Source organism: Duganella hordei (genome assembly GCF_040369125.1).
Lineage (GTDB): Bacteria > Pseudomonadota > Gammaproteobacteria > Burkholderiales > Burkholderiaceae_D > Rugamonas > Rugamonas hordei.
On sequence record NZ_BPWI01000018.1, the window covers coordinates 34850 to 58881 of the forward strand.

The following is a 24032-nucleotide window of genomic DNA, read 5'->3' on the forward strand; positions in this document are numbered from 1 at the left end:
ACGCTGCAGCCGCCTTGCGCGTGCCATGGTCCGTGACGACGGTTCAGGCGTGTGATGTGCGTACTACTTTAGGGCGGCACCTGCGTGCGCGCTATTTTGATGACATCTTGACGAGGATTTGCTATGAACGATGGGCATGGTATTCGGCGCCGCACGCTGCTCCAACTGTTGGCCGGCACGGCCCTCGAGGCGCAGCTGGGCGGCGCGGCGGCGGCCCCGGCCGCGCCGCAGGGGCGCCACGTCGCACGCATCGGCGATGCGGCCATGGCGCTCGAATTCGACGAGCGCATGCATTGCCGCGTGATCTCGAAACGCGGGGCGCGCCCCGCAGCGGTGACAGGATTCGGACCAAGCGAGCAGCTGCGCCTGGCCGGCGCCGTACAATTGCTCGACTTTGCGCTGAGCGGGCAGGCGGTCGACACCGTGGACGGCCAGCACGGCCCTGGCGTGCGTCATCGTCTGACCGGATTGGCGCACAACGGCATCGAAAAGACCGTGCAGCTGAGTTTCTTCGCGCGCCATCCGGGTTTTGCCGTCCTGAAGGTGGCGTATCGGAACCAGGGGGCGCAGCCGGTCGCGGTCGAGGCCTGGACCAACAGTGCGCATACGTTGAAGCCGGCTGGACACGGCCAAGCTGCATTCTGGACGTTTTCCGGGGCCAGCCATGCCGACCGGCGCGACTGGGTGCAGCCGCTGAAAGCGGGATTTTTCCAGCGTAATTTCATGGGGATGAATGCTTCCGATTACGGCGGCGGGACGCCTGCCGCCGACGTCTGGCATCGGGAATGCGGACTGGCCGTCGGCCATCTCGAGACCGTTCCCAAGCTGGTTGCCTTGCCGGTGCGCGCGGTCGCCGGAGGCGCCGAGCTTGCAGTCGAGTACGAGCGGGCCGTGACGCTGCTGCCGGGCGAGCAGCTGAGTACGTTCGATACCTTCCTGGCATTGCATACGGGCGACTATTTTGCTGCGCTCGACCGCTATCGGCGCGTGATGGCCGAGCGCGGCCTGCAAGCCCCGGACATCCCGGCAGAGTCGTACCAGCCAATTTGGTGCGCCTGGGGCTATGAGCGTGACTTTACGGTAGCCTTGATGGAGGGCACGCTCCAAAAAGCCAAGGACATCGGACTGGAGTGGGCCGTGCTCGACGATGGCTGGCAAACCAGCGAGGGCGACTGGAAGATCGACCGCAAGAAGTTTCCGCGCGGCGAAGAGGACATGCGCGCGCTTGTCAGGTCGGTCAAGGATGCGGGCTTGAAGCCGCGCCTGTGGTTCACCCCGCTTGCGGTCGCGCCCGGCACCGACCTGTTGCATGATCACACGGACATGCTGCTGCTCGACAAGGACGGCGCGCCCCAGATGATCACGTGGTGGAACAGCTTTTACCTGTGTCCGGCGTACGCGAAGACCATTGACGTCACCAAAGACATGGTGCGCAAGATACTAGGCGAATGGGGCTATCAAGGCATCAAGCTCGATGGGCAGCATCTGAACGGCGTGGCGCCGTGCTACAACCCGGCGCATCACCATGCGCGGCCGGAAGAGTCGGTGGAGAAGCTGTCGGATTTCTGGAAGGCGATCTATGATACGGCGCTGGAAGTCAATCCGCATGCCGTGATGGAACTATGCCCCTGCGGTACCGCTTACGCCTTCCACAACATGCCATATATGAACCAGGCGCCTGCGTCCGATCCATTGTCTTCATGGCAGGTACGGCACAAGGGCAAGACCATCAAGGCGCTGATGGGGCCATCGGCGCCATACGCGGGCGACCATGTCGAATTGAGCGACCATGGCGACGATTTCGCCTCCAGTCTGGGCGTCGGTGCCGTGCTGTCGACCAAATTCACGTGGCCGGCCGACGCCCAGCCGGGCAGGAATTTCGTGCTGACGCCGGCCAAGGAGGCCGCGTGGCGAAAGTGGATCGCCATTTATAACGACAAGATGCTGTCAAAAGGGATCTATCGCGGCGAGCTGTACGACATCGGTTTCGACAAGCCGGAAGCGCACGTGATCGAAGCGGGCGGCACGCTGTACTTTGCATTTTTCGCGACGCATTGGTCCGGCCAGCTCGACATCCGCGGCCTGTCAGAGGGAAGCTATGCGCTGCGCGACTATGTCAACGACGTCGCTCTGGGGCAGGTCAGTGCGGCAAAGAACCGGATTGTCGTTTCGTTCGCGCACGCGCTGTTGATCGAGGCGGTACGCCTTCGATGATGGGCTGCTCGCCGGACCGGCGCCCGGCTTTTCGTATGCTTTCGATACTGAGGACTTTCGTAGCGTAAGGAAAATGTAAGCTTCATTATCAATACTTTCAGTTAATCACCGGCATGGGCCTGGCGAGGCGCGCCGCCGCCGCGCCAGGCAGGCTTGCGTGCGCTCAGCCGCTTTCCGCGCCAGACTGCGGGTGCGCTGTGCCCCCATGCCGGTAGCCTCATTGCTCGCTGCTGACCATGCACCATCAAACCTTCAATGCTGCCGCAGGCGGCAAGGGCGCGCCCAGGGCCCCGTCTCCGTTTCGTTTTTCGATTTAACGAAAGTCCGCCTCTGTTTCAATTTGGCGGTGCGGTACGGGGTCGCCTGTCTCCGCTGGGCGATGCCGGCACCGGGCGACGTCAATTGTGTGCCGAGCGTGTTTTCACAATTCGTAAGTAATCGAAATACAACATAAGATTTCGAAATCTTCTTGCAATTGCGAAAGTGCTGAAATATGATGAACTTAGTAGCGCCAAAACATCAATAAATAATTAGGGGATATCATGAAGCACAGTATCAATAGGCATTTCAAGAAGACAGTCATTGCGGTAGCGATCGAGCTGGCCATGTTAGGTGCCGCGTTTGCGCAAGAGGCTGTCCCGGTCGCGTCAGTGGCCGGGAAAGCGGATGCCGACCAGACCCAACAGGCAACGGCCGGCCAAGGGCCGCTGATCACCGTCAACGTGTCCGGCACCCGGGCCGCGCTGGCCAAGTCGCTCGACTTGAAGCGCAATTCTGCGATCATCCAGGATTCGATCTCTGCCACAGAGTTGGGCCGTTTTCCGGATGACAACGTTGCCGACTCTCTCGCGCACATTTCCGGCATTTCGATTTCCCGCACCAAGGGTGGCGAGGGCCAGTACATCAACGTGCGCGGACTCGGATCCGGTTACAACATCGTTACCTTGAACAATCGCATCCTCGCCACCGACGGCGACGGCCGCGATTTCGCGTTCGACGTCTTGCCGTCGGAAGTAATTTCCGGTGCCGACGTGATGAAGTCGGCGCAGGCATCCCAGATCGAGGGCAGCATTGGCGGTTCAGTCAACCTGCGCTCGGCGCGGCCGCTGGATTTCCCCGGCATGCACGGCTCGGTTCGGGTCGAGGGCGATCACAACGATCTGTCGCGCAAGAACGGCAAGAAGCTCTCTGGCGTATTTAGCAAGACCTTCGCCGACAATACGATGGGCGTGATGCTGGGCGCCGTCTATTCGAACAGGGAAGTGCGCACTGACTCGATGAGTTACAACGCATTCGATGCGAATTCACCCGGCAGCTTCGACGCCAATGGCGACGGCACGATCGGTCCGGACGAGAGTCATTTGCTGGCGTCGTGCTGCATTGCGTTCGGTTCCGTGTTCGAGAAAAAAGAGCGTGCAGCGATTTCAGGCGTGTTCGAGTGGAAGCCGTCGAGTAACTTCAAGATGGCGGCCGATTTCGTGGCCACCCGTCTCGACTCGCCGCAAGTCGGCTACAACCAGGCTTACTACGTTAAGAGCACTGCCGGTCGCTGGTCCGATGTCGTCATCCATGATCACCTGGTCACGAAGATGACGGTGAAGGATTTGATTCCGGAAGTGGCCAATATCACGGCCGATCGGGTCGTGGACACCAAGCAGGTCGGGTGGAAGGGCGACTGGCGCGTGACGAACGATCTCCGACTGGTCGGCGATGTGTACCGTTCGACGTCGGTCCGCAATTCGGGTGGCAAGGATTCCTTCGTCGTCGCCGGCATCGCCGGCCACAATACCGGCTTCTGGAGCGCAAACAACAACGCATTGCCGGATATCCGGGTGCAGTTGGCCGATGGGCGCGATCTGGCCACCGCGCTGGCGGCCGGTCAGTTGGGCAATGCCGATTATGGTCCGCACTATGCCGGGCTGTCCGGCACCAACGTCAAGGATAAGATCTCCGGCGCATCGCTTGAAGGGCGCCTGGCGCTGAGCGGCGATTGGCATGTGGACGGCTTGAATTTCGGTCTCAACGGCACGTCGCGTGCGAAGGTGCGCAACTTCATCGGCAACGATCAGACGGGTGGTTCGTGCCAGTATTGCGGCATGTACGGCACCACATTCGCGTCGATGGGGGCGAATGTCGTCAGTGCCATGACGGTCCCGAATTATATGCGTGACGCCGGTGGAAATTTCCCGACCACGTTCATCAAATTCGATGTGCCGGCCTATTTCGCCGGCCTCAAGGGGCTCGACGGCAAGCCGAAGCTCGGCGCCGATGGTCTGCCTACGGGAAAGATCTTCGATTCCAGCAAGTCGCAGCCGGTTCTCGATCCGATCCAATCCTATGACGTGACGGAGAAGACCTCGTCTGCTTATGCGCAGTTCGACCTTTCGGGAGATAAATGGTCGGGCAACGTCGGTGCGCGCTTGGTGCATACCGCGACCACGTCCAAGAGCGCGATCAATCGCATCGTGTCGATCGTCGATCCGACCCCAGACGTCGCCACCAGCAGCCCGACTGTGACGTACAGCGCCGCTTCTCCCGTGTCTGAAGACGGTTCCTACACCAAGCTGCTGCCGTCGGCCAACCTGACCTATATGGTGGAGCCGAATCTGGCGGTGCGCGTAGCGGTCGCAAAGGTGATGGCACGTCCATCGCTGGACAAGCTGGCGCCGACACAAACGGACAATACGCTGACCCGGAGGTACGAAATCAGCGTGACGGGCGACCCGAAGTTGAAGCCGACCGAAGCAGTCCAGCAGGATCTGTCGGTCGAGTGGTATTTCCAGCCAAAATCGATGCTCTCGGCAGCCCTGTTCGCAAAGCAGGTTAAGAATTTCATCACTTACCAAACCGATGCGAATGTCGACATCGGCGTCCCTGGCTACTTGTACTCGGTGACCCACCCGGTCAACGGCGACAACGCCAAGGTCATGGGACTGGAACTCGGGGTGCAGCACTTCTTCGCCAACGGTTTCGGCGTCAATGCCAAGTTCACGAAAACCAACACCAAGGCCTATTCGAAAGGGATCTATACGGGCCAGCTGGAAGGCGTGGCGCCGGCAGCGTCGTCGCTTGCCCTTCTTTACGAGGCGCGCGGCATCAATGCCCAGATTTCCTTCGACTATACGGGCCGCTATACGCAGACGTCCAATGCAGTCGCGGGCTTCCCCAACGTGGTTGCGCCGGTCCTGTGGGTGACCGCGTCGGCCTCGTATGAATTCGCGAAGAACATGACCGTCTTCGTTGAAGGAAAAAATCTGTCGAATGCGGTAACGCGGTCTGCACTGGGACGCCCGGATGCAATATATGGCTTTGAAACCTGGGGCCGCACATATGTCGCCGGGCTGAGCGCGAAGTTCTAGAGACACGGGCCATGCCCGATAGCACCCGGTTCTGAAAATGAGCCGATTTATTTTGTGGGGCGGCCGCTGGCGATGCTGGGGCGCCCCCTTGTTCGAAGTAAAAAATCAAACCGACTTTTCTTGAGGTGATCATGAAATTGCATAGATGGAGTAACAGCCGAAATGTGGCAGCTTTACTGCTTTTGGTTTTAAATGGTAGTGTTTCGGCCTGCGTGAACGCGCAGACGGTTCCTGCATCGACAGGAGATTGGGCGGGAATACGCAATTATTTGGTGAATTACACCGCCGAGGGAAATATCAACAAGCCCTTGTTCGCAAAATACGACGCGGCCGTTCTGGAGCCGCAAGTCGTATCGGCCACGACGGTCGCGGCGTTGCAGTTGATGCGCGCTTGAAGGTGAGGTGGCAGCGATGGATATTCTTGAGAGCGAGGCGGGTAGTAGTCGCCTGACGGTCTTCGCATCTGCGTGCCGTGTGCCGCTTCTCGCGATCGGCATCGCAATGACGCACGCACCGGTTCACGCTGCGCCAGCAACGCAATTGACCGGGTGCGTCCGTGCCATCCGGGTGGCGGTGAGCCCGATTGGGCGCGATGTGACCATATCGCCGACCGGCGAGATTAGCGGCACCACGCGCGATTTTCTCGACGCGGTCGCGCACGGGTCGGGATGCCGCTTTAAGTATCTTGTCGTCTCGCGTGCCCGCGCGTTTGCCATGTTCCGCTCGGGGGACGTGGATGTCATCCCGTCCGTGACGCGTTTCGACGTCGACCTCGGGTCGGGTGAATTTGTCCAGACCCATTTTGTTAAGCCGATGCTGATCTCGCTGCGTGCGCTTGGAATCAAGTTGCGCTCTGTGGAGGAACTGATCGACAGCTCAGTGACGCTCGATACCGTGCGCGGCTACCACTACGGGCCGAGTTACGATTTGTTGATCGAACGTCTGATGCTGAATAAGCGGGCGTGGAAAGACAATGATCCGGACATGCTTGCGCGTAAGCTTGTTGCCGGAAGAATGCATGCCGTATTAATTCCAAGCTCGAACTTTTTAGACGCCGCAGAAAAAATGGCGCTATTGGACCAGCTGGAATTCTCCGAGCTGAAGGGGTTAGATTCGGTTGCGGCAGGGATGTTTCTTACACACAAGCTCCGAACTTCCGATGATGGAAAGACAGTTCTGAAAGTGATAGAGAAGCTGGCCGGCGACGGCAGTTATCTGCGCATGCAGGGTAAAGATCGCGTCGATGCGCGTACCAGGCATTCGTCAGGAGACGCCGGAATTGTATCGCCGGCGCCCGCGCGATCCGGCCCGCAGTGCAACGACCGGCAGTGCGGACCTGGCCGGCAATGAGTCAGGCACGACAGTAGACGGGCCCTTGCTGCTGTGGCGCCCCATTTTTCCCTGTCCGCATCAGGGCTCAAGCGAGCATGTCAATTGGCGACGGTCCTGGTTCGCGTTGCTTGCAGTGGCGCTGCGTCCGCGCGGAGCGATGGCGGTGCCGGTTTCGCCAAGCAAGCTTGCTGTAAGCGAGCTATGCAACAATTGGCCCCGTTGTTCCCGGGGATAAATAGATGCGACCACGTGTTCGATTCCTGCTGTCGATAGGCATCTTCAGCCTGTTCTCTTGCGGCGGCGGTGGCGGAAGCGGCGAAAATGTCAGTCGGAGCGCAAGTTGGCCCTTCGACAATCCGCAATACCTGTTGCTGAACTTGGCGATCGGCAGCGATATGGGTGGCACGGTGGACAACAGCATTTTTCCTGTACAGATGGAGGTCGATTATGTTCGCGTTTATCAGAAACTCTGATGATCAATATGCAGCCCTTGGCAAACGATCGGCCGTGTTCACATCGGCGATCCTGCTGTCGGCATCCATATCCGGATGCGGTGGTGGAGGCACAGCCACCAATAACGTCAACAACAGCAATACAAGTGCTGGTAACACGAGCACCGCTACCTCTTCAACCTTGCCATCGTCCTACTGGAAGCCAGCTCTGACCAATACCTGGCAGTGGCAGTTGAAAGGAACGGCTAATACTTCCTATGCAGTAGCGGTATATGACATCGACCTGTTCGACACACCGGTTGCCACCATCCAGGCATTACGAGCCAGCGGAAGAAAGGTAGTCTGCTATTTTTCTGCTGGCAGCTCGGAGGACTGGCGCTCCGATTTTTCCAGTTTCCAGGCATCCGACATGGGCAATGCCTTGAGCGGATGGGCGGGGGAACGTTGGCTCGACGCGCGCTCCGCCAATGTGCGGCGGATCATGCAGATACGGTTAGATCTGGCGGTTACCAAGGGGTGTAATGGCGTCGAGCCGGACAATGTGGACGGCTATGCGAACAACAGTGGCTTCCCCCTTACCGCCGCTACGCAACTCGATTACAACCGCTTCCTGGCAAGCGAAGCCCACAATCGAGGATTGACCGTCGCATTGAAAAACGATACCGGACAATTAAGCGACCTTGTCGGCGATTTCGATTTCGCCGTCAACGAACAGTGCCATGAATATGCCGAATGCGATGGCTATCAGGTTTTCATCGCTAACGGCAAGCCAGTGTTCAATGCGGAATATGCTGCGTCCTACAGCAGCAATCCTACGGCACGCGCCACGTTGTGCGCCGACGCAAGCGCACGCCAATTCCATACGCTAGTGTTGCCACGCGCATTGGACGACAGCTTCCGCTACAGTTGCGAACCTTGACACGATGCTATGTACGGCTCGCGACTTCTCTACATGCAATTTGACTGGATATTGAAAACGTGCCATCTCGTCAATCATTTCAGAGTGCCAGGGAGTCGCTGCCCGGCACACGCAAGAAGGCCCTGCGACCCGACTACCCGCGGCCTTGCCCCCAATACCGCGCAACAATAATTCATCTCGGAGCGGCACCAAGCCTGATCGCGCCTACTAATCACCTCGTATTCTGAGCCAACCTTCTTTCGGATTGACTAATACTGATCACCAAATCGGTAAGGGCGTTTTGAGCTCTTAACACCTGTAACTTGCTGAGTGCTATGGCGCCACAGCGGCTTGTAGAGCCGTTTCAATATTTCGGCTCGTGCGGACAAGGCGACGGGGGTAAAAGCGGGGGTAGAGTCAAGAATTAAGCCAATTCCCATAGGAGAGTCCTACGGACACCGCTTCCGCCAAGAAACAAAATAAACCGCCATCTGGCGGTTTATTTATTTCTTGGCGGAGTGTGAGATTCGAAGGGCATGGCCCTGCAGGGCCATCCCGCTCCGAATCGTCCAACTGCTGGGCGCTTTGCGCCCAGCCTCGCGCGCCGAAGGCGCGCGTTCCTTACCATTTTTACGTTCCGCAGATAAGCCAAGAACCACACCTTATCGCCCAGTGTCAGCACTTGCAGTACGCGTATTTGCCATAGACCTGTCACGCGGGTAATCTTCAAATATTAGCTATCGGCGCGAAAGTCCGTCCCGGTCGGCCGCTAGCCGATCAATTGTCCCTGACTACACGGCAGGCATAACATCCGTAGGCAGCAAAGCGTACGAAGACTGCACTCACATCTTCCCGCGCCAGAAAAACCTGCAGCTGTGCTTCGGCATCCGTTGCCGTAACCACAGCGGCATCGACGATGCGTTCGTCCACCGAGTAGGCGCGCAACACAAACTGTTGGCCGAGATAGGGCATCTCTCCCGTGATGGGCAACGCCGTCAACACCGGCGGCGCTTCGGAGTCCGCCAGCATGAACACAGGCCCATATTCGCGATACGGACCGGCGCGGTGGAAGGGGCTGTGGCTGACCAATATCAGGCGTTCACCTGGCATGGCCCGGCGCAGCACGTCGCGGCAGGGCTCTCCTCCTTGTGCGATATGGTATTCCACAGCTTGCTGCTGATCGTCCAAGCCCTGCTTGCGGACGCGCGACGAGAATTCCGCCGATAACGGTTGAACGGTGTAGGCGATGCTGCTCATGTGTTTGTCCTCTGATAATCGATGACCGATTATCAGAGGACCACCCGACGAAGGCTTCCCGTTTTTTGCTTTCTATTTACAGCGAGCGGCCGTCGTAGTGGTGGACCGGGATGGCCTCCAGGTCGATACCATCGATGCAGCGAATATTGATCGCGGCCATGGCGTCGCCGTTCGGCGCTGTGCCTTCGCTGTACGGCGCCGTGCCGCAGACCGGGCAGAAGCGGTGCTTGATCAGGTGCTTGTTGAACAGGTAGGTGCTGGCGTTTTCCTCCGGCGTCAGCAAATGCATGGCGTCGCGCGGAATGAACCACATCAGCGAACCCTTGCGCTGGCACATCGAGCAGTTGCACGACATAGCCGAAGCGATCTCGCCTTCGGCCTCGAACTTCACATTACCGCAGTGGCAGCTTCCCTGGTATTTCATATCACTCTCCTGAAGAAAACGATCGAGACCGGCGATAACGAAACGGCAGTCTTAGCGAAGAAAGCATCCGCTCAACTGCTGTTCGATGTTTAAGTAGATATTTTGTTCTACTTAATTTACACTCGCGTCGACGCTGACAAAAATGTCATAGGCGAAAGAGGATTTCCATGAAAAGAATGATACAAGGCTTCTTGAGTGTTGCGGTTTTCGTTATCGCATCGCTGGGAGGGGCCGCCGCCGCCGGAGCTGCCGAGACGGGGCAGTCGCTAGAGGATCAAGTCAGCCGCTACCTGCAAGGACAAATGCGCGAGCGGCGCATACCGGGCTTGCAGCTTGCCGTGGTTAAAGGCGGCAAGATCGTCATGCTGAAGTCTTTCGGCTTGGCGGAATTGCCTCATTCCATACCGGTGACCTCGCGCAGTGTTTTCTCCATCAACTCCGCGACTAAATCCTTTACCGGTGTCGCGATCATGCAATTGGTGGAGCAAGGGAAGCTGGACCTGGCGGCGCCGGTGTCGCGGTATCTCAGCGACTTGCCGGTGCCTTGGCAGGCGGTGACGATCACCCAATTGCTGAATCATACGTCGGGCCTTCCCGACATCATCAGCCAGCAGACTTCGCGGCTGGCAACTGGCGGCGGTCCGGACGCGGCATGGCGGCAGGTGCAGACCATGCCGATGGATTTCGCGCCTGGAGAACGGTATAGCTACAACCAGACCAATTATCTGCTGCTCGGCAAAATCATCGATCAACTGAGCGGCCAGCCCTTCACGCGGTTCATACAGACCCGGCAATTCGATGCGGTGGGCATGCGGCAAACCGGATTCGGCGACATGTTTGACGTTATTCCGGACAAGGCGCCGTCGTACAGATTCGATGCGGACGGCAAGACGCTGAAGCAGGTGGCCGACGAGTTTCCCGCATTTTTGAGGACCGGGGCCGGGATCAACAGCACGGCGGAAGACCTGGCCCGATGGATTATTGCGCTTCAAAAAGGTACGCTGGTGTCGTCCGCAGGCTTGACGCAGATGTGGCAGCGCGGTCACTTCAACGACGGCAAGGCCGGCCCATGGTCCTTGGGTTGGCCCGCTATCCGCGACAACGCGTATCGGGCGAGAGCCGGCATCGGCGGCATGCGGTCCGCGTTCTATGTTTATCCGGAAAATGATCTGGCGGTCGTCATACTAACCAACCTTGCCGGCGCCGCACCTGAGCAAATGATCGATATCGTCGCCAGCTATTTTTTACCCGGATTGAGAAGTGTCAGCGGCGGCTATGCCGCCTATCGCTTGCGCGAACAGACGCAAAAGAGCGGGTTTGAAAATCTGGACGAAACACTGGCGCAGCTCAAAAAGCAGCTGGGCATCGCCCAGCCGTCGGAAGATGACTTGAACAGTTGGGGTTATGGCTTGCTGAGCGTGGGGAAGAAGGCGCAAGCGATAGCGGTGCTGCGCCTGGCAACACGGCTGTATCCGGACAGTTTCAATGTGTACGATAGTCTGGGCGAGGCATATGAGGCCGCGAGCGAGCATGACTTGGCCGTACAGAACTACAATCGTTCGCTGGCACTCAATGCCCAGAATAGCCATGCTACCGAGCGCTTGCGAGCGCTTAATCCAGAAAAACCGCAATAGGTTTCAGCCATGCAGGGACGGAGGCCCCCGTGCCAGCGCCGGTCAATGCTGGGTCAGCAGTGTGGCCAACTGCTGTTCGACGTCGCGGTAAGGGGCATATCCCGGACTGACCGGGAAGATTCCCTTGTCCGTTTCCAGCAGCAGCGCCGGGAAACTGCGTACACCCAAGGCCCGTGCCCTGGCAAAATCGGCAGCGGTCTCGGCCACTACTTCGGCGGAATTCCATTCGCTATAGAACCGCTCATCCTGCACCGCATGTCCTGCCGCCGTCAGCGCGGCGGCGCCGGCGCCGGCCAGCACACTGCCGTCCGTGGTGTCGCGTCCGTCGACATAAAAAGCCCGCTGCAGCGCGCGGAACACGGCCAGCAAATCCGCCTCGGGCGCGAGCCGGCGCGCCGTGACGACGGCACGGCAGATCGGCTCCGTATCGTAGACGAAGTTCTCCAGCGCGAGGAAGGCTACACGGTTGAACGGCAGGCCGCTGTTCTGTTCCACCCGCTCCCAGTGGCCGAGACGGAACTGCTTGCCCGCGTTGTCGAGCACATCGGTCGCGCCGGCGCGCACGCCGCCGACGATGATTTCCAGCGGCAGTTCCGGATGCGCCGCCATCAGCGCCGTCATTTCCTTGCCAAAGCCGTAGCACCAGGAGCACATGGGGTCGGCAACATAGATCAGTTTCATCGTTCTCATCTTTCATCGTTGAGCTGGCGCCAAATCGCCAGCGATGAAACACTATACTTATGTCGCATAGGTTGATAAATCCACTAAACGGAAAATTAATAGATACACCATGTAATTAATTGATGTGTTATTTTTACAATTTTTCTCGGAGGCGCGATGATGGCTTGGGTCCGTTCGGTGGTGGGATGCGTGCTGGCGGTCTGCAGCGTTGCGGTGCAGGCGGAAGGGCAGACTTTCAAGGTGCAAACCCGTCCGGGCGTTGAAACCAGCGTCTACTGGGAAGCGCAGGAGGGCGCCAAGGCCACCGTGTTCCTGTTCACCGGCGGCAATGGCGGCTACGGCAAAGTGGTCGATGGCAAGCCTACCAGCCGCAACTTCCTCGCGCGCAGCGTGGCGCTGTTCCTGGCGGACGGCTTTAATGTCGCCATCTTCGGCCTGCCCAGCGATACGCCGGCGCTGGATTACAGCGACCGCGTCAACGAAAAACATCTTGCCGACGTGCGCGCCGCGCTGGATTTTGTACGCAGCAAGAGTCCGGCGCCGGTCTGGCTGGTGGGCACCAGCCGCGGCACCATCTCGGCCACCTATGTGGCGATCGGCAGTACGCAGGATGCGGGCATCGCCGGCCTGGTGTTGACTTCCAGCGTGGTCGCGTTCAAGAAGCAAGGCGCGGTACCGACGCAGAACCTGGCGGCGCTCAAGCTGCCGGTGCTGGTGGTGCACCACGCCAGCGATGCCTGTGTGATTACCCAGCCGCACGAAGTGGACTGGATCATGAAGGGTTTGAAAAACGCGCCGGTCAAGAAACTGGTGATGGTCACCGGTGGGGCCAATCCGAGCGGCGACCCTTGCGAAGCCATGCACTACCACGGCTTCATCGGCCAGGAAAAAGAAGTGGTGGACCTGATGGCGGACTGGATGAAAAATCCGGTGAACTGAGCGCGTCAGGCGACGGTGTCGATCACGGTGCCGATGGTGTCGGTCTCTTTCTGCGGCTCGGCTGCGGCGCTTTCTTTCGCCGGCGCTTTGTTGCTTGCGCTGGTCACGGTGACCTGACGATCGGCTTCCTTTTGCAGCAGCGCGGTTTGCAGCGCGCTGATCTGGTCTTCGATCGATTGGATCTGCTGCATCAGCGCGATCTTTTGCTGGATCTGGCCGGTGCTCAGATTGCCGGTCAGCTTGGCCAGTTCCTCGCCCAGCTTGGCCTCCTGTTTCTGCAGCACCGCGATCTGCTTGATGATGGCCGAACGCACCGTGGTGGTTTCGGTTGATGCCGATGGCCGGTAGGCGGGAATGGCCGTGGTGGTGGCGCTCATGATGAAAAGTTCCTGCTGGGAATATACCTGTAATTAACGGCAGATTCCCGGGGAACCTTAGCCTTCGCAGCCCGCGCTGACGACCGGATGTTCGCGTGCTCCCGACCTCGCCAGTTCGGGCCGGTCGTAGGGAATGTAGCTCATCCAGAACCACGGCAGGCAAGTCTTGCCGAACACATGTTCAACCGCGGGGAAAAACATGCGTTCTGCGTTGGAGCTGTTGCTCAGCATGACGATGCCGCTCTGCGGCCGGACGAAGCCGAGCGCGAAGTTATTGGTGCCGTCGTCGTTGCCTTCCTTGAAGAACGCCGGCCCCAGCGGCGAGTTGTACAGCGGCCAGCCCAATCCTATCGACAGCGCTATGCCGCGATTGACCGTGGTCTCGCCCGGCCAGTGCGACGGGAACTGCTGCGGCGAGACGATCGCCAATTGCGGCGACAGCATTTCCGCGCGCGCCTTGGCCGACAAGCCGTCGCCGCGCAGCACGCCGGCCATGAAGCTGGCGTAGTCGTTGAGCGTGGTGTCCATCGATCCGGCGGCGCGGGCGCCGCTGCGGCGCTTGTGCGCGATGACCGTGCCGTCGCGGCTGTAGTGCGTGGTCTCGCGGCCGGCGAAATCGTCGCGCCATACCATGCTGGTGTCGCGCATGCCGAAGCGCTCGAACACGCGCTGCCGCATCAGGGTTTGCAGCGGCGTGCCGGTACGCTCCTCGACCACGATCTGCAGGATCTGCAAGCCTTCGCCCGAATACACGTAGCGGCTGCCGGGCGGATATTTGAAATCGAGCTTGCCGTTGTCGTTGATGAAGCGCCAGTTCAGCAGGCCGCTGGTGTGGGACAGCAGCATGCGCGGCGTCAGCTGTTGCCAGCGCGGATCGTCCTTCAGGTCGGCAAACGCGGGATAGTCGGGCAGCGGTTTTTTCAGCAGGGCCGGCAGCGCCGCATCGAGCGACAGCACGTTTTCATCGACCAGCTGCATCACCATGTAGGCGAAGGCGGCCTTGGTCAGCGAGGCGCCGTACATGATGGTGTCCGTGCGCAGCGGCTTTGCGGCCGCCACGTCGGCGTAACCGTAGGCCTGGCTGTAGACCACCTGGCCGTGGTCGATGACCGCCAGCGCCAAGCCGGGCACTTTGGCCGCCGTCATCAGACGCTGTATTTCGGCATCGACGGTCGGACCGCGTTGAGGAGCGGCGGCGCAGCCCACCAGCAGCGCGGCCAAGGTCACGGAGCGAAAAATAGAGATCATGTAAGATGATTGAACCGAACAGTTAAGGAGCTTGCATGAAACAGATTTTACTCAGTTGTTTGCTGATGGCCGCGTTCGCCGCGCAGGCCGCCCACGCCGATGAAGCGGCGATGTGCAGCGCCGCCGCCGGCGTCTATCGTACCGGCACGGTGGTCAAGGCGCCGAAGTTCTCTCACGGGCAGTTCCGCAAGGGCGTGGAGCTGTCGCACACGCATATTCGCATGAAAGCCGACCAGGATGGCAAGGAATACGACGTCGCCATCGACAACGTCTTTGCCAGCGGCTTCGAACCTAACCAGAAGACCGTGCCGGGTTCGCTGAGCGGCATCCGCGTCAACGACCGGGTGGAAGCCTGCGGCCAGCTGTACACGCATGGCGGCGTCGGCATCCATTGGGTGCACACCAATTGCGGCAAGAAGCCGAAGCCATCCAAGCCGGACGGCTGGATCAAGGTGATCGCCGCCGATGGCACGCCGGGCCAGAATATCGAAAGCAACACGCAGTACTGCTCACTCTTCAATTGAGCTCTGCAAGGGCTTGCTATACTGTTGCCTGTGGAATATTAAATCTTCAGGGGAAAAGTTTTGCGGGCAATGAACAAACGATGGAAGCGGTGGGGCATAGGCGTGGCGGGCGCCGTGGGCGTGTACGCGCTGGCAGGCGGATGGTTGCTGCCGCAGGTGATCAAGAGCCAGCTTCCAAAGTTTGTTGAGACTGAACTCGAGCGCAAGGCTACCATCGGTGAAGTCAGCTTCAATCCTTTCACCTTGCGCTTCGTCGCCCGCGACTTCCATCTGACCGAGGCCAACGGCGCGCCGCTGTTCGGCGTGGGCGGGCTGGAGGTGGAGATGCAGTGGCGCTCCGTGCTGCGCCGCGCGTGGAGCTTTGCCGACATCCGCGTGGTCGCGCCGACCGTGCAGCTGGCCATCGCCCCGGACGGCAAGTTCAATATCGCCGAGTTCATGGCGACGCTGGAAAAACGCAAGAAAGACGACAACGACTCCGGCATGCCGCGCCTGATCGTCGAGCATTTCGCGCTGGAGCAGGGCAAGGTCGATATGCACGACCGCCACGCCGGCTACAGCGACACCTACGCGCCGATCGCCTTCGCGCTCAACAACCTGAGCACGCTGCCGGACGAAAACGGCGACTACACGCTGAGCGCCGATGCCGGGCTGGGCGGCAAGCTGCGCTGGAAAGGCACGGCCGCGCTGAATCCTATCGGCGGCAGCGGTTTGCTGTCGCTGGAGAATGTGGCCTTGCCGGGCGTGTCGACTTATCTGAAATCGTTCATGCGGGTGGTGGTGGCGGATGGACGCTTGTCGGCCAAGCTGCCGTACAAGTTTTCCTACAAGGACGGCAAGCTGGACGCAAGCTTGGCCGGCGCCGGCCTGGCGCTGAACGACCTGGTGATCAGGCGCGACGGCGCCGCCGAGGCGTTCGTGAAGCTGAAGCTGTTCGATGTCAGCGACGTCGGCGTGGATCTGCTGAAGCGCAGCGTAGTCGTCGGCGGCCTGCATGTGAATGGCGGCGCGCTGGCCTTGCGCCGCGATGCGAAGGGCGAACTGGATGTGGCGGGCTTGATGGTGCCGGCGAAGCCAGCGCCGGCACCAGCGGCGGCGCCAACGGCGGCCAAGCCGGAGCCGTCGCCGGTCTGGAAGGTGCAGCTCAAGCAGATCGCGCTGGACGACATCGCGCTGGCCGGCATCGACGAAACCGTCAGCCCGGCGCTGAAATTCAATGCCGACAAGTTGAAGCTGCGCCTGCAGCTGCAAACCGAAACGGCCGCCGACGTTCTCAAGCTGAACATCGCCGATGCCGCGTTCTCGGTCGACAACCTGGCGCTGACCAGCGGCTCGATGACGCCGTTCAAGCTGACGCAGTTGGGCTTTGACGACGGCGCGATCGACCTGGCCGGACATCGCGCCACGTTCGGGCGCTGGTACGCCGACGGCGGCCAGCTCGACCTGTCGCGCGACAAGAAAGGACAGTTCATCTTCCTGAGCCGCTTGCCGGGTTCGGGCGCGGCTTCATCCGCGAAGGCGGCTGCACCCGCGCCGGCTCCCGCCAAGGCCGAATCGCCCTGGGCGGCCAGCATCAAGAGCGTCGAGCTGACCAAATTCGGCGCCCGCTATGACGATGCCAGCAGCGGCATCAAGGCCAACCTGCAAGACTTCAACCTGACGCTGACCGATGCCAGCACCGACCTGAAAAAGCCGCTGGCGTTCCATGGCAATGTGGGCCTGCGCGAAGGCGGGCAGCTGACCGCCAAAGGCAAGCTCGTGCCAGCCACCGGCGCCGTCGATACCGACCTGAAGCTGAGCAAGCTGGCGATCGCGCCGGTGCAGCCTCTGCTGTCCAAATACCTGAAGCTGAAGATCGCCGACGGCAACATTTCCGGCGAGGGGCGCCTGCATACGGGCGCCGGCGGCAAGACCGATCCGAAGATGCGCTACGACGGCTCGCTCGAAGTCGCCAGCCTGACGCTGAACGAGGAAGACAACGACCGCTTCGCGCACTGGAAACTGGTGCGTGCCGACAAGCTGGCGTTCAGCCTGGCGCCGGATCTGCTGGATGTCGCCGAGCTGCGCGTGGTGGAACCGGATGCGACGCTGATCATCGAGAACGACCGCAGCTTCAACGCCTCGCGCCTGCTGGTGAAGCAGGAGGGCGCGGCGCCGGCGCCGGCGCCGGAGGCCAAGCCGGCCGCCGCGGCAAGCAGCGAACCGTTCCCGGTGCGCGTGCGCCGCCTGCGCTTCCAGAACGCCAAGCTGGACTTCACCGATCTCAGCTTGCGTCCCCAGTTCAGCGCCAAGATTTATGAGCTGGGCGGCGTGATCACCGGCCTGTCATCCAAGCGCGATGCGCGCAGCCAGATCGAACTGGACGGACGGGTCGACGAGTTCGGCCTGGCCCGGATACGCGGCCAGTTGAACCCGTTCGTCCCGGCCGACAACACCGACGTCAACGTCGTGTTCAAGAACGTCGACATGGTGTCGGCCTCGCCCTACAGCATGAAGTTCGCCGGCTACAAGATCGCGCAGGGCAAGATCTCGCTGGACCTGCAATACAAGGTGCGCAACAGTCAGCTGGAAGGCAACAACCAGATCGTGCTCGACAACCTGACCTTGGGCGAGCGCATCGACAGTCCGGACGCGCTCAAGCTGCCGCTGGAGCTGGCGCTGGCGATTCTGAAGGACAGCAACGGCCGCATCGACCTCGGCGTGCCCGTGTCGGGCAATATGAACGATCCACAATTCAGCTACGGCTCCGTGGTGTGGAAGGCGATCGGCAACATCATGAGCAAGATCGTCACATCGCCGTTCCGCGCGTTGGGCAATCTGTTCGGTGTCAGCGGCGACAAGCTGGAATCGATCGACTTCGACGCCGGCAGCGACACCGTGCTGCCGCCGGAGCGTGAAAAGCTCAAGCAAGTGGCACAGATCCTGGCGAAGAAAAGCCAGCTGAAACTGTCGGTGCCCGGCCAGTACAGCGAGGCCGCCGATGGCGCTGCCTTGCGCGAGCAGGCCGTGCGCCGCGCCATCGTCACGCGTGCCGAGATCAAGCTGGCGCCGGGCGAGCAGCCCGGCCCGCTGGATCTCGGCCAGCGCAAGGTGCGCGGCGCCTTGCGCGACCTGTACGCCGAGCGCTTCGGCGCCGCCGAGTTGGACAAGCAGAAGAAGGCCGCTGAAAGCGCCGGCGCCGCCGATGCGGGCGCCCAGCAGAAACTGCCGGTGCTGCAGCGCTTGGGCAAGATGGTGCAGGGCGAACCGCAGGTGGCGGACGCCAGCGCCTTCTACGGCAAGCTGCAGGAACGCCTGGAGCAAAACCAGCCGCTGCCGGCGGACGCCTTGCCGCAGCTGGGCTCCAGGCGCGCCGCCGCGATCCTGGCCGCGTTGAAGGAGGAGGGTGTCGACTCCGCCGCCGCCCACGCCGCCGCACCGGAAAAGACCGACGCAGGGGCCGGCAAGCCGGTCGCGCTCAAGCTGGGGCTGTCGGCAAAATAAGATGATCGAAGAGAAAAAACATGCCGGCGGCAGCGCGCTGCTGGCCGGGTTTGCGCTGCTGGCCAGCCAGCTGTCGCTGAACCTCGGCGCGGCGATCGCCAAGCACCTGTTCCCGCTGATCGGCGTCGAAGGCGTGGTGGCCTATCGCGTCGGCATCGCGGCGGTGCTGATGCTGCTGATCTTCCGTCCGTGGCGCACGCCGCTGACGTGGCGGCAGGGCGTCAACGTGGCGATCTACGGCAGCGTCATCGGCCTGATGAACCTGCTGATCTATCGCTCCTTCAGCTTGATACCGCTGGGTGTCGCGGTGGCGATCGAGGTGGCTGGACCGCTGACCGTGGCGGTGCTGTCGTCGCGCCGCCCGCGCGATTTCGCGGCGGTGTGCCTGGCGGTCGTTGGCCTGTATTTCCTGCTGCCGATCCATGGCCATGTCGACCAGCTCAATCCGGTTGGCGTGGCGTACGCGGCCGGCGCGGCGGTGTGCTGGGCCTTGTACATCGTCTACGGCAAGCGGGTATCGGCCATGCATGGCGGGCAGTCGGTCGCGTGGGCGATGCTGGCGGCGTCGCTGTTCATCGTGCCGGTCGGCGCCTGGTATGCGGGTTCGTTATTGTTGACGCCGATGTACATGCTGATCGGACTGGCGATCGCGGTGATGTCGAGCGCCTTGCCGTACACGCTGGAGATGCTGTCGATGCGCACGCTGTCGTCGCGCACCTTCAGCATGTTCAGCAGCGGTGCGCCGGCGCTGAGCGCACTGGCCGGCATGGCGGTGCTGGGCGAACACCTGACGCCGACGCAATGGCTGGCCATCGCCAGCATCGTGGTGGCCTCCGCGCTGACCTCGTTGCGCTGAATCCGGCTCCCATCGTCATCCAGCTTCCCCCATCCAGATAGCCCCATGTTGCATTTGTGATCAGTTCATGGCAGCATGCTTGCCTACTGGAGGAGAACCCATGCAAGTAGCACGCGCCCAACAACCGATCGCAGCCGCCGCCGTCACGCTGGTGGTGTGGGTGATCTGCGTCGCGGCCTTCCTGCCGCCGCTGAATACATACATCAAGGACTCGGTGCCGCTGGTGATCATCGCCGGCCTCGGCATCGCGGTCAGCCTGGTGCTGCACCTGATCTTCATCGGCATGGCCGCCAAGCGCCTCGGCCGTTCGGCAGTCTTGTGGGTGATCGTGGCGCTGTGCTTCCTGCCGATCGCCTCCATCGTCGGCCTGATCCTGTTCGAGTGGTTCAGCGAACAGGAAAAGGAAGCCAGCGTATAAAAAAGGGTATTGCAAAAAGCTGAACTCTTCGGCTAGTATGGATCCCGATGCAACATTGCATCGACGTCGCTCGGACGGTTCCGGGCGCTTACGTGAGACATCCATGACTGACACCCAAACTCCGCGCAGCTTTTCGCGCATCGATCGCCTGCCTCCCTACGTTTTCAATGTCACCGCCGAGCTCAAGCTGGCGGCGCGCCGTCGCGGCGAAGACATCATCGATATGTCGATGGGCAATCCCGATGGCGCCACGCCGTCGCACATCGTCGACAAGCTGGTCGATACCGTCAAGCGTCCCGATACGCACGGCTACTCGGCCTCCAAGGGCATACCCCGCTTGCGCCGCGCGATCACCAAGTGGTACAAGAACCGCTACGAAGTCGAGTTCGATCCGGACTCGGAGGCCATCGTCACCATCGGCTCCAAGGAAGGCCTGGCGCACCTGATGCTGGCCACGCTGGACCAGGGCGACACCGTGCTGGTGCCGAACCCCAGCTATCCGATCCACATCTGGGGCGCGGTGATCGCCGGCGCCAATATCCGCTCGGTGCGCATGACGCCCGGCGTGGATTTCTTCGACGAGCTGGAGCGCGCGGTGCGCGAGACCTACCCGAAGCCGAAGATGATGATCCTGGGCTTCCCGTCGAACCCGACCGCGCAATGCGTGGAGCTGGAATTCTTCGAGCGCGTGGTGGCGCTGGCGCGCCAGCACAACATCCTGGTGGTGCATGACCTGGCCTACGCCGACATCACCTTCGACGGCTGGAAAGCGCCGTCGATCATGCAGGTGGAAGGCGCGCGCGATGTCGCGGTGGAATTCTTCACCATGTCGAAGAGCTACAACATGGCCGGCTGGCGCATCGGCTTCATGGTCGGCAACAAGGAACTGGTGGCGGCGCTGGCGCGCATCAAGAGCTATCACGACTACGGCAGCTTCACGCCGGTGCAGGTGGCGGCGATCGCCGCGCTGGAAGGCGACCAGAGCTGCGTCAGCGAGATCGTGCAGGTCTACCAGAGCCGCCGCGACGTGCTGCATAAGGGCTTGTGCGAAGCGGGCTGGCCGGTCGACAAGCCGAAGGCGTCGATGTACATCTGGGCGCGCATACCGGAAGCGTATCGCCATCTGGGCTCGCTTGAATTTTCCAAGCTGCTGCTGGCCGAGGCCAAGGTGTGCGTGTCGCCCGGCATCGGCTTTGGCGAGTACGGCGATGAGTACGTGCGCTTCGCGCTGATCGAAAACGAAGCCCGCATCCGTCAGGGACTTCGCGGCATCAAGGCGATGCTGCGCAAAGCCGGATAAATCTGCCGCGACTTTACGCCGCATCAAGTGCCATGCTTGATGCGGCGGCTACTGTGTTCCTGAATTCTCTCGGGAGTGCACATCATGTCTTCTCCGCCCGCCAGCGACAGCACGCGCCGTTTGCTCGAGGCCGTCCGCAAACTCGAAACCACCTTGCGCACCGCAGGCCTGCCGCGCTTCCTGGCGCGCTTGCCGGTGTGCTGGCTGTGCTGGCACTACTGCCGCATGCTGGACCAGAAAATCGTCCGCATCAAACGCATCGCCGGCAAGTTCGAGCAATGGTTGCCGGCGATACGCAATCTTTCGGACCATGGCGAGTTCATCGACATCGATCTCAGCATGCGCGACGATATCGAAGTCACCAAGAAAACGATGTGGGAGTTGCGCAGCTACTGCATCGACATCGGCCGCATGTTCGAGCAGCTCGGCTACCGCTCGCCGGGCTTGCGGCGGCGGCAGGCGCAGTTCCTGCTGATCCTGGAGACCTCGTGTGTGTCGGCCAGCACCATGCAGCAGGAGCTGGCCGATCACGACAGCCGGGCGTTGGCGCTGCTGCGCGCGCAGCAGGCGCGCGAGCGCGCGGCGTTGAGTGCGGCCGCAGCGCCGCCGGCGGCTTCTTAAAAGCCTTCCAGTACGATCTTGCCTTTGGAGCGGTTGCTTTCGATCAGCGCGTGCGCGCGCTTCAGGTTGGCGGCGTTGATCTTGCCGAAGCGCTCGGCCAGCGTGGTCTTGATGACGCCGGTGTCCACCAGTTGCGCCATGTCGTTCAGCAGGTGATGCTGCTTCTGGATGTCCGCCGTGTCGAACATCGAGCGCGTGAACATGAACTCCCAATGCAGCGAAACGCTTTTGCGCTTCAACAGGCGCACGTCGATGGCGGCCGGATCGTCGATCAGCGCGACCTTGCCTTGCGGCGCGACCAGCTCGGCTATCGCGTTCCAGTGGTGGTCGGTCTGGTTCAGGCTGGCGACATAGCTGACGGGCGGCAGGCCGAGGCGGGCGATCTCTTCGTTCAGCGGTTTGCCGTGGTCGATCACGTGATGCGCGCCCAGTTCCTTGACCCACTCGACGGTCTCGGGACGCGATGCGGTGGCGATGACGGTCAGCCCGGTCAGCTGGCGCGCCAGCTGCACGAGGATGGAGCCGACCCCGCCCGCCGCGCCGATCACCAGCAGCGACTTGCCCTGCACGCCCTTGTCGCGGCTCACTTCCAGACGCTCGAACAGCAGCTCCCATGCGGTGATGGCGGTCAGCGGCATGGCGGCGGCCTTGGCGAAGTCCAGCTTCTTCGGCTTGTGGCCGACGATGCGTTCGTCCACCAGGTGCAATTCGCTGTTGGTGCCGGGCCGCATCAGCGCGCCGGCGTACCAGACTTCATCGCCCGGCTTGAACAGCGTGACGTCGGGACCGACGGCCTTGACCACGCCGGCGGCATCCCAACCGATGACCTTGGCGTCGCCGTCGGCCGGCGCCATGTTGGCGCGGATCTTGACGTCGACCGGATTGACCGAGATCGCCCTGACTTCCACCAGCAGGTCGCGGCCCGTGGCTTGCGGGTCGGGCAGTTCGATGTCGATCAGCGCGTCGTCGTCGGTGATGGGGAGGGACTTGCGGTAGGCAACGGCTTTCATGGAAGGCTCCGGTAATGTTGGTATGGGAGTATCATCATTTAATTCGCGGGGAAGAAAAAGAGGCCTCGCACCGAAACACTTTCAAAGGAATGCCGAAAATTGCTGAGGCTAGATGACTTGAACGTCTTTGTGCGTACCGCCGACCGGGGCAGCTTGTCGGCCGCCGCGCGCGAGCTGGAGATATCGCCGGCACTGGCCAGCGCCGCCGTCAAACGGCTCGAAGGCGAGCTGGGACTGCGCTTGTTCGCCCGTACCACGCGCTCCTTGCGGCTGACGGAGGAGGGCGAGCACTACCTGCGCCACGCGCGTGAGGCGCTGCGTTTGCTGAAGGAGGGCCACGACGCGCTGATCCAGGGCCAGCAGACGCTGGGCGGGATGTTGAAGATATCGCTGCCGTCCGACCTGGGCCGCAATATGATGGTGGCCTGGCTCGACCAGTTCCAGGCGCAGTATCCGCAAGTCAGTTTCCAGCTCAGCATCAGCGACCGCGTGTCCGACCTGTACCGGCAGCCGGTCGATATCGCCATCCGCTACGGCAGGCAGGAGGATTCCAGCCTGATCGCCTTGCCGCTGGCGCCGGACAACCGCCGCGTGCTGGTGGCGTCGCCGGAGTACATCAAGCGGCACGACAAAGTGAGCGAGTTGAAAGACCTGCTGCGCCACAACTGCCTGCGCTTCATGCTGGACGAGGTGATCCATGACCGATGGAGCTTTTATCGCGATGCCGCGGCCGAGCCGACAACGATCCACGTCAACGGCAACCGCAGCGCCGACGATGCCGACGTGGTGCGGCGCTGGGCGGTGGCGGGACTGGGCATCGCCAACAAGTCGCGGCTGGACCTGGCCGACGACATCCGCAGCGGACGGCTGCACATCCTGCTGCCGGACATACTGGGCGAACCGGTGCCGCTGAACATGCTGTGCATGCACCGCGCGCACATTACGCCGACGGTGCTGCAATTGCGGGACTTCCTGCGGGCGCAGTGTGAGAAGGCTTGAGAAGGC

General features: G+C 61.4%; 21 protein-coding genes. 15 read left to right on the forward strand and 6 right to left on the reverse strand.

Translation table 11 applies throughout. The features are described 5' to 3' along the window. Nucleotides 1-123: 123 nt before the first annotated feature. The 6 genes from ABWW33_RS27910 (at nucleotide 124) to ABWW33_RS27935 (ending at nucleotide 8276) form a co-directional block, all read left to right on the forward strand. Nucleotides 124-2214 carry a glycoside hydrolase family 36 protein gene (locus tag ABWW33_RS27910; protein WP_353404703.1) on the forward strand — a complete coding sequence of 697 codons (2091 nt, stop codon included), beginning with the start codon at nucleotides 124-126 and terminating at the stop codon, nucleotides 2212-2214. Between the two features lie 542 nt (nucleotides 2215-2756). Beyond that, nucleotides 2757-5573 carry a TonB-dependent receptor gene (locus ABWW33_RS27915; RefSeq protein WP_353404704.1) on the forward strand — a complete coding sequence of 939 codons (2817 nt, stop codon included), beginning with the start codon at nucleotides 2757-2759 and terminating at the stop codon, nucleotides 5571-5573. A 131-nt stretch (nucleotides 5574-5704) separates the two neighbouring features. Then, nucleotides 5705-5968, forward strand: a complete 264-nt coding sequence (locus ABWW33_RS27920; protein ID WP_353404705.1) for a hypothetical protein — start codon at nucleotides 5705-5707, stop codon at nucleotides 5966-5968. Nucleotides 5969-5984: 16 nt separating this feature from the next. Then, nucleotides 5985-6923, forward strand: coding sequence for a transporter substrate-binding domain-containing protein (locus tag ABWW33_RS27925; RefSeq protein ID WP_353404706.1), 939 nt, complete (start codon nucleotides 5985-5987; stop codon nucleotides 6921-6923). Between the two features lie 221 nt (nucleotides 6924-7144). Next, nucleotides 7145-7378 (forward strand): glycoside hydrolase family 16 protein, encoded by a 234-nt coding sequence (locus tag ABWW33_RS27930; protein WP_353404707.1) that lies wholly within the window; start codon nucleotides 7145-7147, stop codon nucleotides 7376-7378. Further along, nucleotides 7353-8276, forward strand: a complete 924-nt coding sequence (locus ABWW33_RS27935) for an endo alpha-1,4 polygalactosaminidase (RefSeq protein WP_353404708.1) — start codon at nucleotides 7353-7355, stop codon at nucleotides 8274-8276. The genes ABWW33_RS27930 and ABWW33_RS27935 overlap by 26 nt, the downstream gene beginning before the upstream one ends. 756 nt (nucleotides 8277-9032) lie before the next feature. On the opposite strand, the gene ABWW33_RS27940 is transcribed toward ABWW33_RS27935, so the two are convergent. Both ABWW33_RS27940 and ABWW33_RS27945 read right to left on the reverse strand, forming a co-directional pair. Continuing rightward, complete coding sequence (locus ABWW33_RS27940; RefSeq protein WP_353404710.1) at nucleotides 9033-9512, reverse strand: DUF1203 domain-containing protein; 480 nt, start codon at nucleotides 9510-9512, stop codon at nucleotides 9033-9035. A gap of 76 nt (nucleotides 9513-9588) precedes the next feature. Continuing rightward, entirely contained in the window at nucleotides 9589-9936 is a 348-nt protein-coding gene (locus tag ABWW33_RS27945) for a GFA family protein (protein ID WP_353404712.1), read from the reverse strand. 167 nt (nucleotides 9937-10103) lie between these two features. Between ABWW33_RS27945 and ABWW33_RS27950 the strand changes: the two genes are divergently transcribed. Continuing rightward, nucleotides 10104-11570, forward strand: a complete 1467-nt coding sequence (locus ABWW33_RS27950) for a serine hydrolase domain-containing protein (RefSeq protein WP_176653603.1) — start codon at nucleotides 10104-10106, stop codon at nucleotides 11568-11570. Between the two features lie 42 nt (nucleotides 11571-11612). Here the strand turns inward: ABWW33_RS27950 and ABWW33_RS27955 are convergent, their stop codons facing one another. Continuing rightward, nucleotides 11613-12251: a DsbA family protein gene (locus ABWW33_RS27955; RefSeq protein WP_353404713.1), complete on the reverse strand. Its 639-nt coding sequence runs from the start codon at nucleotides 12249-12251 to the stop codon at nucleotides 11613-11615. A gap of 156 nt (nucleotides 12252-12407) precedes the next feature. Between ABWW33_RS27955 and ABWW33_RS27960 the strand changes: the two genes are divergently transcribed. After that, entirely contained in the window at nucleotides 12408-13190 is a 783-nt protein-coding gene (locus ABWW33_RS27960; protein WP_353404714.1) for an alpha/beta hydrolase, read from the forward strand. A 5-nt stretch (nucleotides 13191-13195) separates the two neighbouring features. On the opposite strand, the gene ABWW33_RS27965 is transcribed toward ABWW33_RS27960, so the two are convergent. Both ABWW33_RS27965 and ABWW33_RS27970 read right to left on the reverse strand, forming a co-directional pair. Then, nucleotides 13196-13567 carry a hypothetical protein gene (locus ABWW33_RS27965; protein ID WP_353404716.1) on the reverse strand — a complete coding sequence of 124 codons (372 nt, stop codon included), beginning with the start codon at nucleotides 13565-13567 and terminating at the stop codon, nucleotides 13196-13198. Between the two features lie 57 nt (nucleotides 13568-13624). Next, nucleotides 13625-14815 carry a serine hydrolase domain-containing protein gene (locus ABWW33_RS27970; protein WP_353404717.1) on the reverse strand — a complete coding sequence of 397 codons (1191 nt, stop codon included), beginning with the start codon at nucleotides 14813-14815 and terminating at the stop codon, nucleotides 13625-13627. 35 nt (nucleotides 14816-14850) lie between these two features. On the opposite strand from ABWW33_RS27970, the gene ABWW33_RS27975 reads away from it, so the two are divergent. From ABWW33_RS27975 to ABWW33_RS28000, 6 genes are all read left to right on the forward strand, one after another. Further along, nucleotides 14851-15339 (forward strand): hypothetical protein, encoded by a 489-nt coding sequence (locus tag ABWW33_RS27975; RefSeq protein ID WP_176653607.1) that lies wholly within the window; start codon nucleotides 14851-14853, stop codon nucleotides 15337-15339. 69 nt (nucleotides 15340-15408) lie between these two features. Next, complete coding sequence (locus tag ABWW33_RS27980) at nucleotides 15409-18822, forward strand: DUF748 domain-containing protein (RefSeq protein WP_353404718.1); 3414 nt, start codon at nucleotides 15409-15411, stop codon at nucleotides 18820-18822. A gap of 1 nt (nucleotide 18823) precedes the next feature. Then, entirely contained in the window at nucleotides 18824-19678 is an 855-nt protein-coding gene (locus ABWW33_RS27985) for an EamA family transporter (protein ID WP_353404719.1), read from the forward strand. 100 nt (nucleotides 19679-19778) lie between these two features. Continuing rightward, nucleotides 19779-20096, forward strand: coding sequence for a hypothetical protein (locus tag ABWW33_RS27990; protein WP_176653610.1), 318 nt, complete (start codon nucleotides 19779-19781; stop codon nucleotides 20094-20096). A gap of 103 nt (nucleotides 20097-20199) precedes the next feature. Next, complete coding sequence (gene alaC / locus ABWW33_RS27995; RefSeq protein WP_353404720.1) at nucleotides 20200-21396, forward strand: alanine transaminase; 1197 nt, start codon at nucleotides 20200-20202, stop codon at nucleotides 21394-21396. An 84-nt stretch (nucleotides 21397-21480) separates the two neighbouring features. Next, nucleotides 21481-22017 (forward strand): hypothetical protein, encoded by a 537-nt coding sequence (locus tag ABWW33_RS28000; RefSeq protein ID WP_353404721.1) that lies wholly within the window; start codon nucleotides 21481-21483, stop codon nucleotides 22015-22017. Here ABWW33_RS28000 and ABWW33_RS28005 read toward each other — a convergent pair. After that, complete coding sequence (locus ABWW33_RS28005) at nucleotides 22014-23027, reverse strand: zinc-binding alcohol dehydrogenase family protein (protein ID WP_353404722.1); 1014 nt, start codon at nucleotides 23025-23027, stop codon at nucleotides 22014-22016. The genes ABWW33_RS28000 and ABWW33_RS28005 overlap by 4 nt on opposite strands. 99 nt (nucleotides 23028-23126) lie before the next feature. Here ABWW33_RS28005 and ABWW33_RS28010 point away from each other — a divergent pair, with 99 nt between their 5' ends. After that, on the forward strand, nucleotides 23127-24026 hold the full coding sequence (locus ABWW33_RS28010) for a LysR family transcriptional regulator (RefSeq protein WP_353404723.1): 900 nt from the start codon (nucleotides 23127-23129) through the stop codon (nucleotides 24024-24026). The last annotated feature ends 6 nt before the right edge of the window (nucleotides 24027-24032 follow it).

What these genes read in the sequence shown, in the direction of transcription:
- ABWW33_RS27910 (WP_353404703.1), top strand. Translation starts at nt 124, where the DNA reads ATGAACGATGGGCATGGTATTCGGCGCCGCACGCTGCTCCAACTGTTG.
- ABWW33_RS27915 (WP_353404704.1), top strand. Translation starts at nt 2,757, where the DNA reads ATGAAGCACAGTATCAATAGGCATTTCAAGAAGACAGTCATTGCGGTA.
- ABWW33_RS27920 (WP_353404705.1), top strand. Translation starts at nt 5,705, where the DNA reads ATGAAATTGCATAGATGGAGTAACAGCCGAAATGTGGCAGCTTTACTG.
- ABWW33_RS27925 (WP_353404706.1), top strand. Translation starts at nt 5,985, where the DNA reads ATGGATATTCTTGAGAGCGAGGCGGGTAGTAGTCGCCTGACGGTCTTC.
- ABWW33_RS27930 (WP_353404707.1), top strand. Translation starts at nt 7,145, where the DNA reads ATGCGACCACGTGTTCGATTCCTGCTGTCGATAGGCATCTTCAGCCTG.
- ABWW33_RS27935 (WP_353404708.1), top strand. Translation starts at nt 7,353, where the DNA reads ATGTTCGCGTTTATCAGAAACTCTGATGATCAATATGCAGCCCTTGGC.
- ABWW33_RS27940 (WP_353404710.1), bottom strand. Translation starts at nt 9,512, where the DNA reads ATGAGCAGCATCGCCTACACCGTTCAACCGTTATCGGCGGAATTCTCG.
- ABWW33_RS27945 (WP_353404712.1), bottom strand. Translation starts at nt 9,936, where the DNA reads ATGAAATACCAGGGAAGCTGCCACTGCGGTAATGTGAAGTTCGAGGCC.
- ABWW33_RS27950 (WP_176653603.1), top strand. Translation starts at nt 10,104, where the DNA reads ATGAAAAGAATGATACAAGGCTTCTTGAGTGTTGCGGTTTTCGTTATC.
- ABWW33_RS27955 (WP_353404713.1), bottom strand. Translation starts at nt 12,251, where the DNA reads ATGAAACTGATCTATGTTGCCGACCCCATGTGCTCCTGGTGCTACGGC.
- ABWW33_RS27960 (WP_353404714.1), top strand. Translation starts at nt 12,408, where the DNA reads ATGATGGCTTGGGTCCGTTCGGTGGTGGGATGCGTGCTGGCGGTCTGC.
- ABWW33_RS27965 (WP_353404716.1), bottom strand. Translation starts at nt 13,567, where the DNA reads ATGAGCGCCACCACCACGGCCATTCCCGCCTACCGGCCATCGGCATCA.
- ABWW33_RS27970 (WP_353404717.1), bottom strand. Translation starts at nt 14,815, where the DNA reads ATGATCTCTATTTTTCGCTCCGTGACCTTGGCCGCGCTGCTGGTGGGC.
- ABWW33_RS27975 (WP_176653607.1), top strand. Translation starts at nt 14,851, where the DNA reads ATGAAACAGATTTTACTCAGTTGTTTGCTGATGGCCGCGTTCGCCGCG.
- ABWW33_RS27980 (WP_353404718.1), top strand. Translation starts at nt 15,409, where the DNA reads ATGAACAAACGATGGAAGCGGTGGGGCATAGGCGTGGCGGGCGCCGTG.
- ABWW33_RS27985 (WP_353404719.1), top strand. Translation starts at nt 18,824, where the DNA reads ATGATCGAAGAGAAAAAACATGCCGGCGGCAGCGCGCTGCTGGCCGGG.
- ABWW33_RS27990 (WP_176653610.1), top strand. Translation starts at nt 19,779, where the DNA reads ATGCAAGTAGCACGCGCCCAACAACCGATCGCAGCCGCCGCCGTCACG.
- alaC (WP_353404720.1), top strand. Translation starts at nt 20,200, where the DNA reads ATGACTGACACCCAAACTCCGCGCAGCTTTTCGCGCATCGATCGCCTG.
- ABWW33_RS28000 (WP_353404721.1), top strand. Translation starts at nt 21,481, where the DNA reads ATGTCTTCTCCGCCCGCCAGCGACAGCACGCGCCGTTTGCTCGAGGCC.
- ABWW33_RS28005 (WP_353404722.1), bottom strand. Translation starts at nt 23,027, where the DNA reads ATGAAAGCCGTTGCCTACCGCAAGTCCCTCCCCATCACCGACGACGAC.